Source organism: Corynebacterium sp. CCUG 61414, assembly GCF_024453945.1.
GTDB classification, from domain to species: Bacteria; Actinomycetota; Actinomycetes; order Mycobacteriales; family Mycobacteriaceae; genus Corynebacterium; species Corynebacterium pseudogenitalium.
In genome coordinates this window covers 54,798-69,126 of the sequence record NZ_JAGPYU010000005.1, presented here as the reverse complement: position 1 = coordinate 69,126, position 14,329 = coordinate 54,798, and the positions used below count along the sequence as shown (strand labels likewise).

General features: G+C 59.7%; 13 protein-coding genes. 9 read left to right on the top strand and 4 right to left on the bottom strand.

Annotated features, from left to right (window positions below):
- Window positions 1-875 precede the first annotated feature (875 nt).
- Together KBX14_RS05845 and KBX14_RS05840 are read left to right on the top strand one after the other, a co-directional pair.
- Window positions 876-2,906 carry a hypothetical protein gene (locus KBX14_RS05845; RefSeq protein ID WP_256042048.1) on the top strand — a complete coding sequence of 677 codons (2,031 nt, stop codon included), beginning with the start codon at window positions 876-878 and terminating at the stop codon, window positions 2,904-2,906.
- A gap of 695 nt (window positions 2,907-3,601) precedes the next feature.
- On the top strand, window positions 3,602-4,033 hold the full coding sequence (locus KBX14_RS05840; RefSeq protein WP_256042047.1) for a cupin domain-containing protein: 432 nt from the start codon (window positions 3,602-3,604) through the stop codon (window positions 4,031-4,033).
- A gap of 14 nt (window positions 4,034-4,047) precedes the next feature.
- Here KBX14_RS05840 and KBX14_RS05835 read toward each other — a convergent pair whose 3' ends face one another.
- Window positions 4,048-4,479: a DUF488 family protein gene (locus KBX14_RS05835; protein ID WP_256042046.1), complete on the bottom strand. Its 432-nt coding sequence runs from the start codon at window positions 4,477-4,479 to the stop codon at window positions 4,048-4,050.
- Window positions 4,480-4,765: 286 nt separating this feature from the next.
- On the opposite strand from KBX14_RS05835, the gene KBX14_RS05830 reads away from it, so the two are divergent.
- Complete coding sequence (locus KBX14_RS05830) at window positions 4,766-5,278, top strand: GNAT family N-acetyltransferase (RefSeq protein WP_256042045.1); 513 nt, start codon at window positions 4,766-4,768, stop codon at window positions 5,276-5,278.
- 10 nt (window positions 5,279-5,288) lie between these two features.
- Here the strand turns inward: KBX14_RS05830 and KBX14_RS05825 are convergent, their stop codons facing one another.
- Together KBX14_RS05825 and KBX14_RS05820 are read right to left on the bottom strand one after the other, a co-directional pair.
- A complete protein-coding gene (locus tag KBX14_RS05825; RefSeq protein ID WP_256042044.1) occupies window positions 5,289-6,041 on the bottom strand; it encodes a hypothetical protein in 753 nt (250 codons plus the stop codon).
- Window positions 6,034-6,234, bottom strand: a complete 201-nt coding sequence (locus KBX14_RS05820; RefSeq protein WP_256001199.1) for a hypothetical protein — start codon at window positions 6,232-6,234, stop codon at window positions 6,034-6,036. The genes KBX14_RS05825 and KBX14_RS05820 overlap by 8 nt, the downstream gene beginning before the upstream one ends.
- Window positions 6,235-6,531: 297 nt before the next feature.
- Here KBX14_RS05820 and KBX14_RS05815 point away from each other — a divergent pair, with 297 nt between their 5' ends.
- The 6 genes from KBX14_RS05815 (at window position 6,532) to KBX14_RS05790 (ending at window position 11,392) form a co-directional block, all read left to right on the top strand.
- Window positions 6,532-6,756 carry a helix-turn-helix domain-containing protein gene (locus KBX14_RS05815; RefSeq protein WP_256042043.1) on the top strand — a complete coding sequence of 75 codons (225 nt, stop codon included), beginning with the start codon at window positions 6,532-6,534 and terminating at the stop codon, window positions 6,754-6,756.
- 153 nt (window positions 6,757-6,909) lie between these two features.
- Entirely contained in the window at window positions 6,910-8,271 is a 1,362-nt protein-coding gene (locus KBX14_RS05810) for an amino acid permease (RefSeq protein WP_256042042.1), read from the top strand.
- A gap of 70 nt (window positions 8,272-8,341) precedes the next feature.
- Entirely contained in the window at window positions 8,342-8,752 is a 411-nt protein-coding gene (locus KBX14_RS11300) for a helix-turn-helix domain-containing protein (RefSeq protein WP_070478714.1), read from the top strand.
- Window positions 8,749-9,333, top strand: a complete 585-nt coding sequence (locus tag KBX14_RS05800; protein ID WP_256042041.1) for a PIN domain-containing protein — start codon at window positions 8,749-8,751, stop codon at window positions 9,331-9,333. The genes KBX14_RS11300 and KBX14_RS05800 overlap by 4 nt, the downstream gene beginning before the upstream one ends.
- Before the next feature lie 398 nt (window positions 9,334-9,731).
- Window positions 9,732-10,346 (top strand): NADPH-dependent F420 reductase, encoded by a 615-nt coding sequence (locus KBX14_RS05795; protein ID WP_256042040.1) that lies wholly within the window; start codon window positions 9,732-9,734, stop codon window positions 10,344-10,346.
- Window positions 10,343-11,392, top strand: coding sequence for an LLM class flavin-dependent oxidoreductase (locus KBX14_RS05790; RefSeq protein ID WP_256042039.1), 1,050 nt, complete (start codon window positions 10,343-10,345; stop codon window positions 11,390-11,392). The genes KBX14_RS05795 and KBX14_RS05790 overlap by 4 nt, the downstream gene beginning before the upstream one ends.
- A 970-nt stretch (window positions 11,393-12,362) precedes the next feature.
- Here the strand turns inward: KBX14_RS05790 and KBX14_RS05785 are convergent.
- Entirely contained in the window at window positions 12,363-14,096 is a 1,734-nt protein-coding gene (locus KBX14_RS05785; RefSeq protein ID WP_256042038.1) for an ATP-binding protein, read from the bottom strand.
- Window positions 14,097-14,329: the final 233 nt, after the last annotated feature.

Genomic DNA, 14,329 nt, shown 5'->3' with positions numbered 1-14,329 from the left:
AATGGTGGGCTGAAGCAGTCTTCCCCGCATGCGCGGGGGTGGTCCCGCCTAGCCATTGACCACCTCCAAGACCGCTTCGTCTTCCCCGCATGCGCGGGGGTGGTCCCTATCAGACGCGGTAGGCGGGCTGTTTGGTGGCGTCTTCCCCGCATGCGCGGGGGTGGTCCGGTAGACGCGGATACCGCACTGGCCGAGGCGAAGTCTTCCCCGCATGCGCGGGGGTGGTCCCAGCCCGGATGGTCACGGCGCGGGGGTTCGATTGTCTTCCCCGCATGCGCGGGGGTGGTCGAGGATGACCTTCCCAACCTGCCCCGGCCACGACCTCTCTACCCCCATTACTCTCCTCTGCAATTCTGTTCACAAATTCTCGACTCCGCGCGTGAAGCACGTCCCCACCCACTACCTAATCCCTCTTCTGCCCCCATGTCTCCGATTCGCCGATCCACCCCTCGAACGCCAGCATTCAGGCCTCGGATCTGTCCCCATCGATCTTGCCTGCGACTGGGGAGCGGTCCGAGCGTGATGTGGGTCCGAGTGCGGTCGCAAGATGTTAGGTTGTAGCACTTCGGCCGCCATCATTGCTCGCCTAAAATCCGCTCCGGTTAACCTCCTATGGTCGACCAACCCCGGTACGCACTTTCGGCGATTAGGCGATCGCCGAACCGCGAAATCGGCCCAGATACTCAGAATGGGCCGAAAACCCCGTGACCAGCATTGGTCGACGAGACCGAAGTAGCATGCGGAGCGCACTGGGCACCCGGGGTGCGGAGGGGCGTCGATAATTAAAGCTCTATTAAAACCGTCTGCAAAGGGTTACTGTTATCTGTGTAAGTCGCCTGTGTTCGGCGTTGTACAGATTTGTGGAGAAATAGAGTATGAACCGGAAAAAGCTACTTGCCGTGTGCGGCGCAGTTGCTATTGCGTGCGGGTCAATTACTGCCGTGGGAGGCCCGGTGGCGGGCGCGTATGTGGAGAAGCAAGACACGGCAGGCATGCAGCCGAGCCCTGATGTGACAGACTCTGCGAAGATTCCGGCTGTGGACGTGAAGGTCGAAACGGATAAGACGGACGCGGTCAAAGCTGGTGACACGTTTAATATAACGATTTCGGGAACAGCGGAGGCGCCGTTTCCTGCTGGGGACGCAGCTGCTCAACCTGGTCAATCCAACATTTTAGGCTTCACTGTTGAGGTAACGCTGCCAGACGGCATCGAGCTTGCCGACCAAGCGGCAGTAAACATCAATGGCCAGTCCTTGGGCACTCTGGCGTTTAATCAACTCCCGTCAGGGTCGTACGAAGTAGACCTTCGTGGCGCTATGGGCGAGAAAGGCAACTTCCAGATCACCGTCCCCGTCAAAGCAACGAAAGATGCTCCCGCGGGTGAGACTTTGACGTTTTCTGGCGCTGCCCAAGCGCTGATTAATCCGGAGTTCTCTTTCGACGCTGTCCCGGGTAAGCGTACTGTTTCGCCTCACGAAGTTGACGGCAAGTGCACCTGGATTGCCAAGACGGAATACGAACTCCACGCTGGTGAATACGGCGCCTGGCTTACCGAGCTTTTCCTCGGCGTCACCGACCCAGCCAATGTTCAGCTTGGCGACGCCACCATTACCATTTTTGACGCCGACGGCAAGAAGGTCACCGGCAAAGCTGGTGAGTTCGACGCTGAGGGACGGTTGACAGACCCGAGAACGTTGGAGAAGCGCAATGAGCAGTATAAAAACACGACTTGGCAGCAAACTTACGACTGGGGTTTGAACCTCAATCGCGCCGACCTGAACAAAACGCTTGGGCAGGTGTTCCTTCCTAGCGGTAGCCGCGTAGTCATCGAGCAGCCCGTATACGATAACCAGCGTCATTGTTCGATGACGGAGGTGTACCCGTCGGATATTTACAGCAGCTACGTCGGCGGCGTCATCATGAACCCAATCAAGCGTGAGACCGCCAAGACCCAAATCTCAGCGCCGGAAGCCCCGACCTCGCCTGCCGAGACGCCAACGCCCACCGTAACTACGACGGCAACTACGACGGCGACTACCACCGCAACCACCACGGCAACGATGACGGCAACTACGACGGCGACTACCACCGCAACCACCACGGCGACGACGACGGCGGACTGCGATTGCTCTCCAACGACGGTGACTGAGACCGCGACGACGACGGAGAAGGCCCCTGAGCCGACCACCGAAACCGCCACGGTGACCACCAAGGAGATCACCCCGACCACCGTTACGAAGAAGGTCCCTGAGCCGACCACCGAAACAACCACGGTGACCACCAAGGAGATCACCCCGACCACCGTAACGGCCACAGCAACCGAGACCACTACGACGACCACCACAACGACCGAAAAGGCCACGGAGACCGTTACGACCACTGTCACCACGACTCCGGCCACCCCGGTGGACCCGCAGGATCCCACGCCGACCGTCACCGCAACGTCGACCCCGACCGCGCCTGGCAAGACTGCCGAGCGCTGCTTCGCTAACGCGTTGGCGTCGCCATTGTTCTATTTCGTGCCGGTGGGTGTGCTCGCGGCGGTTGGCGGTGAGCTCGCCCGTCCGTACGCCGGTGCGCTGAATGAGCAGCTCGCACGCATCAATGCGGATATTCAGGCAGCGTTCCAGCAGGATTCGCCAGATCGCGGTCGCAATGGTCGCACCCCGCGTAACGACGACCCCTCCGCCGCCCTCCGCGCCCAATTAGCGGAAGCGAACCGGAGGTTCCAGGAGATTGCTTCTGACCCGAACGTCCAGCGTATCGGCACGGTCGCCGCAGTGATCTTCGGTTTAGCTGCCGCCTCTGCCATCCTTTACGACTGGTGCTCCTCCGAGCCCGGCAAAGCCTTCACCGCCGTAGAGGGAAGCAGTGCCGCGGAGCGCTTCCTGAACCGGAACCGCTAACCCCCTGCCCTGCCCCAACCGAAAACGGGATACTAGTGAACTGAATTGAGCAGCGACTGTGTAGTGCCTCAACCCCCATTACTCCCATCTGCAATTCTGTTCACAAAATCCCGACTCCGCTGGAGGCAACTACTTCAGAAGGCCTCCAGCCTCCGCATCCACTGGGCGAGCGTGCCGTCGATAATCGCGGCATGCAACATAGCGGGGCCAACGATCCGCCGCCCGGTGAACTCGCTTGAGCCCCCCATCGCTTCGGTGGGGAGCACGGTTTGGGGCGGGTGAGCGTAGTCGTCGCCATGCGCCGTAGAATCCGGTTGATCGCAGTGCAGTTGGCGCGATTCGGCCCCATCATCACCTACGGTGGGTCGTGTTGACTCAATTTTGACTAGCGGGCGTCGATGAGTAGCTCGGTTGCGTAGTTCTTTGACCGCAAGCGCCTGGCTTTGGAAACGCCTGCGATTACTGGAGCTTCGGCCATAGGGCGAGAGGTTCGGTTCAAGCGCCTCATTCCAAAGAATTACGCGAGCATTGCGTTCTCCCGCATGAGGCTTGGGGAGAAGATGCACCCACTGACCAAACGTCAGCCCCGCTAACGAGTCATCCTGCGTACGCCACACGCTGCGGACTGAGCCGATAAAATGGTGCGTAAACGCCCAGATGCCACCACCCCCGATACCCCACAGATTGGATCAACGATGTCTCAGCCAAAAGACGACCTACCTGTCAACCGCCCCGAAGTGTTTGGTGCTGCCGACTCGGCAGACTCGACCGACCACGCCACCTGCATCCAGACGATCAACGCCGTTGCTCCGCGGCCGGACAACGCGCGGCCAGGGGTGAAGCGACTGCTGCAGGGCGACGGCGCGAACCTCATCGTCTTCAATTTCTGCCCTGGCCAGACGTTGCCGGACCACAAGGCGGCCCACCCGATTACCGTGCAGTGCCTCAACGGGTCTCTCGAGTTCGAGTGCGGCGGCGAGCGTTTCCCGCTCAAGCAGGGAGAAGTTGTCCACCTGCGCGCGTACGTGCCGCACGCGGTCTACTGCCCGGATGATGCCCTGTCGGCGGGCAACATTTTGCTGCTCAGCATGCTTACGGGCGAACGCCACGGCGAGCAAGACAGCTAAGCCCAAACACACCCCTAAAGGTGCACGATCTCCACGTCGTCCCAAACTTCGGCGAGGTACTCGGCGGCAACTAACCGATGACAGGTGGAGGGGTCTGCTTCGGAGCAAAGCAGCACGGCGTCGTCAAAAAGCGAGCGGTCCAGAGACGAGACTTCACCAGCGCCGTACTCCTCGCGCAGCTGCTTCGAAAACTCATCGAAGCCAACCTCGTCATGCCGATATGCGCGCATCAGATCCGCCGACGGCGCGAGAGCCAGCTCGTGCGTGTACGGCATGTCCAGGATGACCCGCAGGAAGTAGCGCAGGTCGTCCTTCTTGGTAAACCCAGCGAGCTGATTCGTGTTCGAGCGGCGAATATCCACCACGCGCCGCACGCCGGAATCGCGCAGAATGTCGAAGAACTCCTCCGCGCTCTTGTGTGAAAACCCGAGTGTGTAAATTCGCATAATCCTCCTAGATCACGAAGTCTTGCCCGCAGCCACCGGGTCGTAGCCCTGCTCGCGCAGCTCCGACGGCGCGTCGATCGAAAGGTCTTCAGGCTTCGGTGCAAGTGCATCAGTCACGCAGCCCACGGTACCGCAGGGACTCTTGCTTATCGACGCCCCACTGTCCCACCAAACGTCTTCCGCTGCGCCCTAATGTCCCGTAAGCCCGGATTACTCCCATCTGCAATTCTGTTCACAAATTCCCGACTCCGTTTGTGACGCCTATCCCTTCCCCTATCCTGTCCCCATGCCTACGATTCGCCGTGCCACGCCTGCCGACGCCGAAGCCCTCGTCGAACTGTCCACCGCCACGTTCACGCAGACCTTCGGCCACCTCTACGACCCCGCCGACCTCGCAGCCTTCCTCAACGAGGCCTACGACCTGCAGAAACACAAAATCCTCCTCGCCGACCCCGACCACGCCACCTGGCTCGTCGAGGACAACGACGCCCTCGTGGGCTACGCCCTCGCTGGGCCCTGCGGCCTCCCCCACCCCGACGTCCTCCCCGAGGACCGCGAGCTCAAACGCCTCTACCTCCTTGCCGATCACCAAAAGTCCGGCCTCGGCTCCACCCTCATCGAGCTGGTCCTCGACTGGATCGGTCCGCGCACTGCGTGGCTCGGCGTGTGGTCACAGAACTTTGGTGCGCAGCGCTTCTATCACCGCTACGGCTTCTCCAAGGCTGGCGAGTACTTCTTCAAGGTCGGCAATCACCGCGACCACGAGTTCATCTATCGACGCCCCGCGTCCTCTTGCTAATCCGCTGGGTTTAATCTCGAACGATTTTGGCGTCGTTATCCGACGGACATTCCCAGCTTTCGGGTACGGGCATCTGGAACTCATTCACAAGTATCTCGTATGCCGTTTGAGGACAGTCGCGTATAGCGGCTGCTGTTTGGATCTTTCGCCATTTCAAGCGTGACTTATTTAGGTGCGCTTTCCATCTTCCTAGATCGGTATCGAGGTTGAACTCCTGGCGGAGGCTCTCTAAGACATCTTCCAATGACGGGCGGAAACGGTGCCCACCAGTAGGGAAATGGATTTTTGAGAGTCGAGGGAATTCCGAAGTAAATTTCTTTATCTTCTGATCGTTCGTTGAATCCAACTTCTTTGTTAGGCCTAGAAGGTGGGCTACTTCGTCCCGATGCGCGTGAACGTGGAAGTGCGAACTCGGTCTGTTGCTTTTGTTGCGGTCGTACTCAACTCTGAAAAGCGGTTCGTCGTTTGATTTTGCTTGAGCGTGAACAGCGAAGCTGGAGTTCGCCACGGCCAAGAAACTGTGAGTTGAATCCCAGGTGCATTTAAACGTCGGACGCAATCCGAGTATTACGTGCCCGTTCCAAGATAGAGGAATGATGCCTACACGGTCCTCTATCTGCTTTAGGCGGATCGAAATGCTGCCGTTCTCAACTATTTTGCTACTAAACTCAAAATGCTGTCCGGTGAACGCTTCCACCGTAGCGGCGAGGTCTGCGCTGAACTCGGCGACCAGGGCCTGTAATTGCTCAGCGTTTTTAGTCATCGCCAAGGAGCCAGCGTAGTTCCGAAATACGCTCCCACACGGCGAATTCACGGGGTGTGAGATTGTAGTTGTCCGCACGCTCTTCAAACTCTTCGAACGAGTCCCCAGAAAGGGATTCGATCGACTTTTTGAGTTCAGCAAGCTCATGACGTGCAGCTTCTTTCGACAGATTTTCAACGAGCGGGGCGGTCATGATCGCTCCTTTCGGGTAGGGCAAGTGAAAATTGAAAATGAACTATATGCCTTTATCTTAACTTTGCAAAAGACAAATGGATCCTGCCACCCCCAAACGATATAGAACAAATGTGCGATATGTTTCTGGATTTTCCTGGTGAATGCGGTGCTGACCAAACTCCGTGAAACCGGCACGATCGTGCCGAAACTGCCTCTTGTGCACCACTATTCCGCACAATATACTCCAAAACGGCACGATCGTGCCGAAACTTCAAAAGGCCGAAACCCTCCAGAATCACAACACCGAAAGGCCCCCATGCCCCCGACACCCCGCAGTCTCGGCGAGCAGGCTCGCGAGCAACGCCGTGCCATGCGCCTGACCCAGGCGGACGTGGCCGACCTGTCGATGGTGTCGGAACGGTTCATTCGCGAGTTTGAACAGGGGAAACGCTCGGTTCGCCTGGATAAGGTTGAAGCCGTGCTGGCGGTGCTTGGCTTGGATGTGGTGGCGGTGCAGCACGTTCCGGAGGCACTCCGATAGCCCAGGCGCAATTCTGTTCACAAAATCGCTAAGGACAGTTTTTGACACCTTCCGCCCAAGCCTCCGTGCAGCTGGCCGTCGATAAGTTAGCTCAATTTCATTCATCGGCTAAGGTGTGTGGGGTCACATTATTGTCGAGCGAGAGAGGATTTCATGAGCGAGCGCGCCACGGACCCCGTACCTTTCAGCAGCGAGCACCAGGAGGTTGCCGCTGACGAGTTCGAGCTGGAGAACCTCACGCCGGCGGACAAGCGCGAGATCCGCCGTACGCGCCGAGCCCCGTCTCCGGACGGTAGTACCTGGTCGTGGGCGATTACGCTGTTTGGCACCGCGGTCGGCGCCGGAATCCTCTTCCTTCCTATCGACGCCGGTTCCTTTGGCTTCTGGCCCCTCCTCCTTGCGACGATCCTGGTTGGACCAATGGTGTTCTTCTCGCACCGGATGTATTCGAGGATTGTGTCGGCCTCGCCGGTCAAGGGCCTGGACGTGCTGCAGGTCATTACTTCTCTGGCCGGGCGGAAGCGTGGTCTAGCCACCGCGTTGATGTACTGGTTGGCGATCTACCCGATTGTGCTGATTTACGGCGTTTCGGTGACGAACACGATGGACAGTTTCATCGTGAACCAGATGGGCGGCCAGCACGTGGACCGTTGGCTGCTGGCCACGATTTGTGTCGGCGTGATGACGGGCGCCTACGCCCTCGGCAAGAAGGCGACGCTGTGGTTCGCGAATTTGCTGGTCTACCCGCTGATCGTGGCGCTCGCTGCCGTCTCCCTGTACTTGATTCCGTACTGGGATCTGGAGAGTTTCATGGCGTACAAGTCGGATGTGCCGCTGTGGAAGGCGATGCTGTTTGTGTTGCCTGTGCTGGTGTTTTCCTTTTCGCATATGGCGGCGGTGTCGCAGTCTGCGTTGGATGTGCAGAAGTCGCATGACGGTGATGTGGCCGGTACGGAGAAGGAGGTGTCCAAGATTGAGTTGATCACCTGCACCCTCCTGGTCAGCTTCACGATGTTCTTCGTCTGGTCTTGCACGCTCGCCCTCGGCGCGGATGGCATGGCTGTCGTGCGCGAGGAGAACATCCCGGTCCTTTCCTACTTCGCTAATACGACGAATGCGCCGTTCATGGCGGTGGTGACTCCGGTGGTCGCGCTGTGTGCGATTGCGTCGTCGTACTTTGGGCACATGCTTGGCACGGAGGAGGGCACGCAGTATTTGCTGCGTGCGGTGGCGCCGAAGGCTTCGGAGAAGTGGAATCCGCGTGCGGTCCGCGCGGGCATCTACATCTTCGTCTTCGTATCGACGGTCGCTGTCGCCATCTTCAACCCGTCAATCCTGGATTTGATTTCGGTCGTCGGCGGTATCTTCATTACTTTGCTGGTCTACATCGTGCCGATGCTCCTGTTCCGCCACGCGACGGCCTTCCGCCACTACGCGAACCAGCCGGAGGCGATCTTCGTGTTCGGCCTGGGCATCGTGATCATTTGCGTGACGGTCTGGCAAATGGTGGCGTAGTACGGCGGGTTGCACGTTTATGGTGTGGATGTTACAGTTATAAGTGTAAACCCTCTGGAGGTGAAGCGCTGTGACAACGAAAACTAATCCGGCAATTGAGGTCACTCAAGCTGTCGAGCAGCAGGCCAGCCAGGTCGTGGCTAACCCCGAAACGTTTCATGATGCCGTGCGCGGTACGTTTCCACCTGCATTAGCCTCTTTTATCGAGTCCATCTTGGCCAGGGTCGCGCGCGGAGAGAGTGTCGCGCTTTCCCGCCCCTCCGAGATACTCACCACCACTGAAGCCGCTGAGTACCTCGGTATTTCCCGGCCGACTCTGATGAAGCGGATTCGCGAAGGCGAAATCGATTACTTTAAAGTCGGGTCACACACGCGGCTTCACAGGGAAGACGTCGTCGCATACTTGCAGCGATGCCGTGCGCGCGCACGCCACGAGTTCGATGCGATTCGAGAGCTCGATAATGAGATCGAAGGCCTGTGAGTATTCCAGTCCTTTTTGACGCCAACGTCTGGTACTCCCGCACTCTCACCGACTGGTGCTTCCTTCTCTTCCTGGGCTCTGATAAAGATGTGGAGCCACCATTCTTTCCAGCGTGGACCGAGGATATTATCGCCGAAGCTCAGTATCATTTGCGCAGAAATAACCCACACGCTCCCGAGGGCGCTATTTCAAAACGCTTCAAGCGAATTCGCGGTGCGTTGGCGGAATGGGAAATCTCCGGTTTTGCTGTTGGCGAGTATGGGTACGCGGACATTCATGATCATCACGTTCTCAGCGCTGCCGTCGCTGGCAACGTCCAGTACGTCGTAACCAGCGACAGGGGACTCGTTGACTATGTTGACTCACAGCAGTTTCTGTTTGACGTGCTGACTCCGGATGATTTCTTTTGCCACATTTTTGAGGCGTTCCCAGGGCTTTGTAAGAGGGTGGCGCAGGAAAACGAGGCTTATTGGGAGAAGGTGAAGGGCATCAAAGTGGCGGACCGGCCGATAACTGCCGTAATGCTAGAGCGCTCGGGCTGTCCGAATTCCGCAACGGTTATTGATTACGTTTTAAGGTAGCGAGTGCAGTCGGCGTTTCGCGCACCACATTCCATTGCTGATTGTTCGCGAACTGGGGAAATGGCATGCGACTCGGTCGAAAATAGAGATTGTGGTGCACAGGGAGTTCGCAGAGTGCCAAATCTGACATCGCGTAATATCTAGCACTTTGCTCACCTGGAACTATAAATGGACAGACCAAATGGGGTTGCGTCTCTTGGCATGCGTCTCACTTTGCTAGGCGCCAAATTCCCTCGCCGGAGGTCGCCGACCTGAGGGAATGTAGTGGAGCCTCGCCGAAAAGTCGGGTTTTGGTGCGCAGCGCTCCGCCGCTACGTGAATCAGACGCAGCCCGGGAATACTCTCAGCGCCGACGCGTTAAGATAGTTGACACGTCACATAAATGAGAGGGGCTAACGATGCATATCGGAATCCTGGGGGCGGGCAAGCTCGGCACCGTCCTGGGCAGGCACGCTATCGCCGCAGGCCACGAGGTTACGCTTGCTGGTTCGGGCGAGCCGGCGGCGATCGACCTGATTGTGCGTGCGCTCGTACCGGGTGCGGTGACCGCTACCGCAGGGGACGTCGTCAAGGTTGCCGACGTCGTGATCCTTGCGTTGCCACTGCGGAACTTCCGCCAACTGCCCGCTGATGCGTTGGCTGGAAAGCTGGTCGTCGACGCGATGAATTACTGGTGGGAGACGGACGGCCACCACCCCGAGCTCGCGGAGGCGAACTCCTCGCGGCTGGTGCAGGATCACCTGGCACAATCTCGCGTGGTGAAGGCGTTCAACCACATGGGCTACCACGATCTCGATGAGGGCTCCGGGACCGGCAAGGCGATTGCGGTGGCGGGGGATGGCGAAGGGGACGTCGAAAAGGTGGCGGGGCTCGTCCGCGACTTTGGGTTCGATCCCCTGCCCCTGCACTCCCTCGATGCCGGGGTTGCGCTGCAGCCCGGACACCCCGCGTTCGGTGCGAATGTTGACGTGCACACGCTACGCACACTGATCAATGACAAGGAGCAGGCATGACCACGGTAGATACCGCAGCTATTGAGTTCGGCTTAGATACGTTCGGCGACATCCCGCGCAAGGAGGACGGCGCGCTGTTCACGCACGCCGAGGCGATCCGCGCGACACTCGAGGAAGCCAAACTCGCCGATGCCATAGGTGTCGACGCCTTCACCGTCGGTGAACACCACCGGCCCGACTACGCCATCTCCTCCCCGCCGACGATGCTCGCGGGCATCGCCACCGCCACGCAACGCCTCAAGTTGGCGTCCGGGGTGACGGTGTTGTCCTCCGACGACCCTGTCCGCGTCTTCGAGCAGTTTGCCACCCTCGACGCGTTGTCGAACGGCCGCGCAGAGGTGATCCTCGGGCGCGGATCTTTCACCGAGTCCTTCCCGCTCTTCGGCTACAACCTCGAGGACTACAACCAGCTCTTCGAAGAGAAGCTCGGCCTGTGGGCCGAGGTGGTGAAGGAGGAGCCGGTGACCTGGTCCGGCCAGACCCGAGCCGCGCTCAATAACGCGGACCTCTACCCGAAAACCGAACATGGCCTGACTACCTGGGTCGGCGTCGGCGGTTCGCCGGAGTCCGTCGTGCGCACCGCCAAGTACGGGTTCGGCCTGATGCTCGCGATCATCGGCGGCGCACCCGTCCGGTTCAAGCCGTACGTGGATCTGTACAAGCAGGCCTCGGCGCAGTTCGGAACCACCGCGCACCCCGTGGGCGTACACTCCCCCGGCTTCGTCGCCGACACTGATGAGGAAGCCAAGGAACTCATCTTTGAGGAGTACGCGGCGGCTCAGCATCGCATCGGGAAGACGCGCGGGTGGCCGCCGCTGACCCGCAGCCGCTTCGAGTCGGAGATCAGCCGCGGCGCGCTCACGGTGGGTTCGCCGGAGACGGTGGCGGCGAAGATCGCCAACACGGTTCGCACGCTTGACCTCGGGCGATACGACATGGTGTACTCCACCGTCGGGCACATCCCCCACGCCGCCCGCATGCGTTCGGTGGAGCTCTACGGGACCAAGGTCGTGCCCCTGGTACGCGACATGCTTGCCGACGCCTAGCACCTAGCCCCGCGTTTGCCTGAACTCCTCGAAGTCCCGGCCGAAACGGCTCACTCCCAATGAGCAGCGCATACACCCATTCGTCGCTGGTGTTCTCGATGTGCATCGCCGTCTCACCGACGCCCATGTAGCCGATCGCATGCACCGGCAGCTCCACGTTCTCGAGGCGGATGCCGGCGGCGTCGACAAGCAGGCCGTGCTCGAACGGCGCCTCAACCGCAAGCTCAACCTCAGCCCCCGGGGCAATGTGCAACTGCGCCCCAAGCGGCGGTGTCCGCGTATCGACGCCACTCCGCCACCCCCCAAGCTCCCCCAAAAACACCTTCACCCTCGCCCCCGCGATCTCCCCTTCCTCCGGCACGAAGTGCTCAAACGCCCTCGGCGCCACATCCATCCCACCCGTCACCGCGACGTCATCCGGCCCATAATGATCCACAAAACACCACGCCCCAATCATCGGACGCTGCCGATGCGGAATCGTCCGATGCACCGTCATCGCCCTCGGGCCACCAAGCGGCACCTCCCGCGGGAGGATCACCTCGACTGCGCTGTACTGGGAACTCATGGCGGCAATGGTATCCGGTGCGGGGTGAAGGTTCAGGGGGCTTGTGTGCTCGCGGGCCGCACCAAATTCCATTGTTGGCCAGTGGCGACCTGGGCTTTTGCTGTTTCGGCACGCCGAAACCCCGGGTTTTGGTGCCCAGCTAACTGCCAGAAAACCCTTTCGTTAGTGGAGCCAGTGCCAAAGGACGCACCCGAAAATTCACGACCTGGGAAAACATCCGTTTCCAAAACCGAAATTGCGTCCTTTGGCACTCGCTCCCTGTAACCTTGCCGAAAACTCCAGGTAATTCTTTTTGGAGCCCATTTCCGTGCCAGAAAGATATCGGAAAGATATAGGGGGCCTGGAAGCCCCGCCGAAATGTTATTTGTGCAGGTCAGCGATTTGTTTCGATATCTTTCTATCTCTTTATGCCCGGATCCAACGGGTGCCGCGGCCGCGCGGAGGACCATCCGGGTCGATCTTTGCACGCCCGAGGCTGCGCAAGTGTCGAAGGATCCGGCCTGCTTCGGCGACGCTGACGCCGGTCTGGTCGGCGATGTCGGCGGATTGGAGTGCGGCACCGTCGTGGAGTTTGGCCTCGATCCATTCCTGGACGCTCACGGTGACCAGGTCGCCGGGTTGTCCCAGGTTAAGAAGTTTCCGGGCTTCACCGCTGAGGGTCCACTCGTCGGCGTCGGTGACGGGGTCGAGAAGGCTGCGGGCGACGAGGTCGTCCATAAGCTCATGTACTTCGAGGGAGCTGAACTGGGTTTTCTGTGCAGCCGTTGTTGCTGTAATGAGTGGCGCGGAGTTCAGGTGCCAGAGTACGATCAGCGCCGCAACACTATCGACGACCTCCTCGCCGAAACGCTCCGAGAGCTTCCGCAAGCCCTTGATGAAGTTGGTATCTGGCTGCTGCGCTGCCAGCACCACCTGCACATTTGCCTCGGTCGCGGTTACCTCCGGGGCGCTGCGGCCGGTGCGGATCATGGTGGCCCACATGCGGTCGAAACCGCGCGAGCTTTCCTCGGCGAGACCGAGGGTTCGCATTGCCGCCATGAGCCGGTTGTTTCGTGGGACTGAGGGCGTCGATAGCAATGTGTCAACTGTTACTCCTGGTGGGAGAGGTCCCGGGGAAGTGATCTTGAGCGTGCGGTTCGTTTGCTCGACCACGACTGGGCCGGGCAGGCGCCAGTCGCGGTGAATGAATGCGTTCGAGACGGCCTCGTCGACTGCCTGCGACGGGAACCTACTGATGGCGACTTCCTCACCGTCATCGAATTGCACCCTCTCAATTTCGCGGTCACCATTTTCCGCAATCAGACGTCGCAGGCGTGGCAACGCGAGCAGCAGAGGGTCTGAAATGAGCGTGGCCTGCGGTTCTTGCCCTGGGATGCTGCGCCACAGGTGGCGGACCACCACGTCTGTCGGGTTTGGTTGGGCGAGGAGGATTTCGGCGGCGCGCTTGAGTTGGCCGTCGTCTCGCATGAGTCCGAGTTCCCGAAGCAGGCCAGTGGTGGTCTGAGGGATTGCCGCGTCCGAGCCCCGCGAGCGGCGATGCTCCCGCAGCATCCGCCGAGCCTCCTCGATGACGGGAAGTTGCAGGTCATCGACAGTGATATCGGCTGGGTCGTTCGAATAGTCAGGGTCTCGCCGCGCGGCATCGATCGCCCGGCGTAGCTCCTCTGTCATCGGCTGGCACGAGAACTGCGAGTCCGCCGTCCGCCTTTTCGCCGCGCCATCACCCCGCGTGTACAGTGCACGAGCCTCCGGTACGTGAATCACTACAAGCCGAGTGCCCCACGCATGCACCGATGTGACCTGCACATTCATGTTCGGCTTCGTGCCATTGAAGATCCGCCGGGCAATGTCCTCCTCGCCCAGCTCAGTGCCAGTGAATGCGCCCGCGCCGGGAGTCCGGTCCGCAACGCCGACAACAATGTGTCCCGTCGCCGCCTCGCTGTTGGCCATACAAATAGCCTCATTCAACAGCTTCTCGACGAGCTTCGCCCTCCCGCCCTTCCCCTCACGAGCAGTGGGATCCTCCTTGAACTCCAAAATCAGCGACTCTTGCGAGTCCGCCGTCGCTCCATCATGAATCGCCTCCAGCGCTAAACGAACATACGAGGGGAGCGCGTCCCAAGCTGATTCCGTGACCATGCGGCAGATTGTACATTCCCCAGGTAATTCTTTTCGGAGCCAATTTTGGGAGTTGAAAGATATCGGAAAGATATAGGGAGCCTGGAAGCCTCGCCGAAATGTTATTTGTGCAGGTCAGCAATTTGTTTCGATATCTTTCTATCTCTTTCTATATCTTTCGGTGTGAGGGCGCCGGGTGCACCAAATTCCACCTCGCGCAATCAGCGACCTGGCCTTTTACCCTCCAGCCCCGC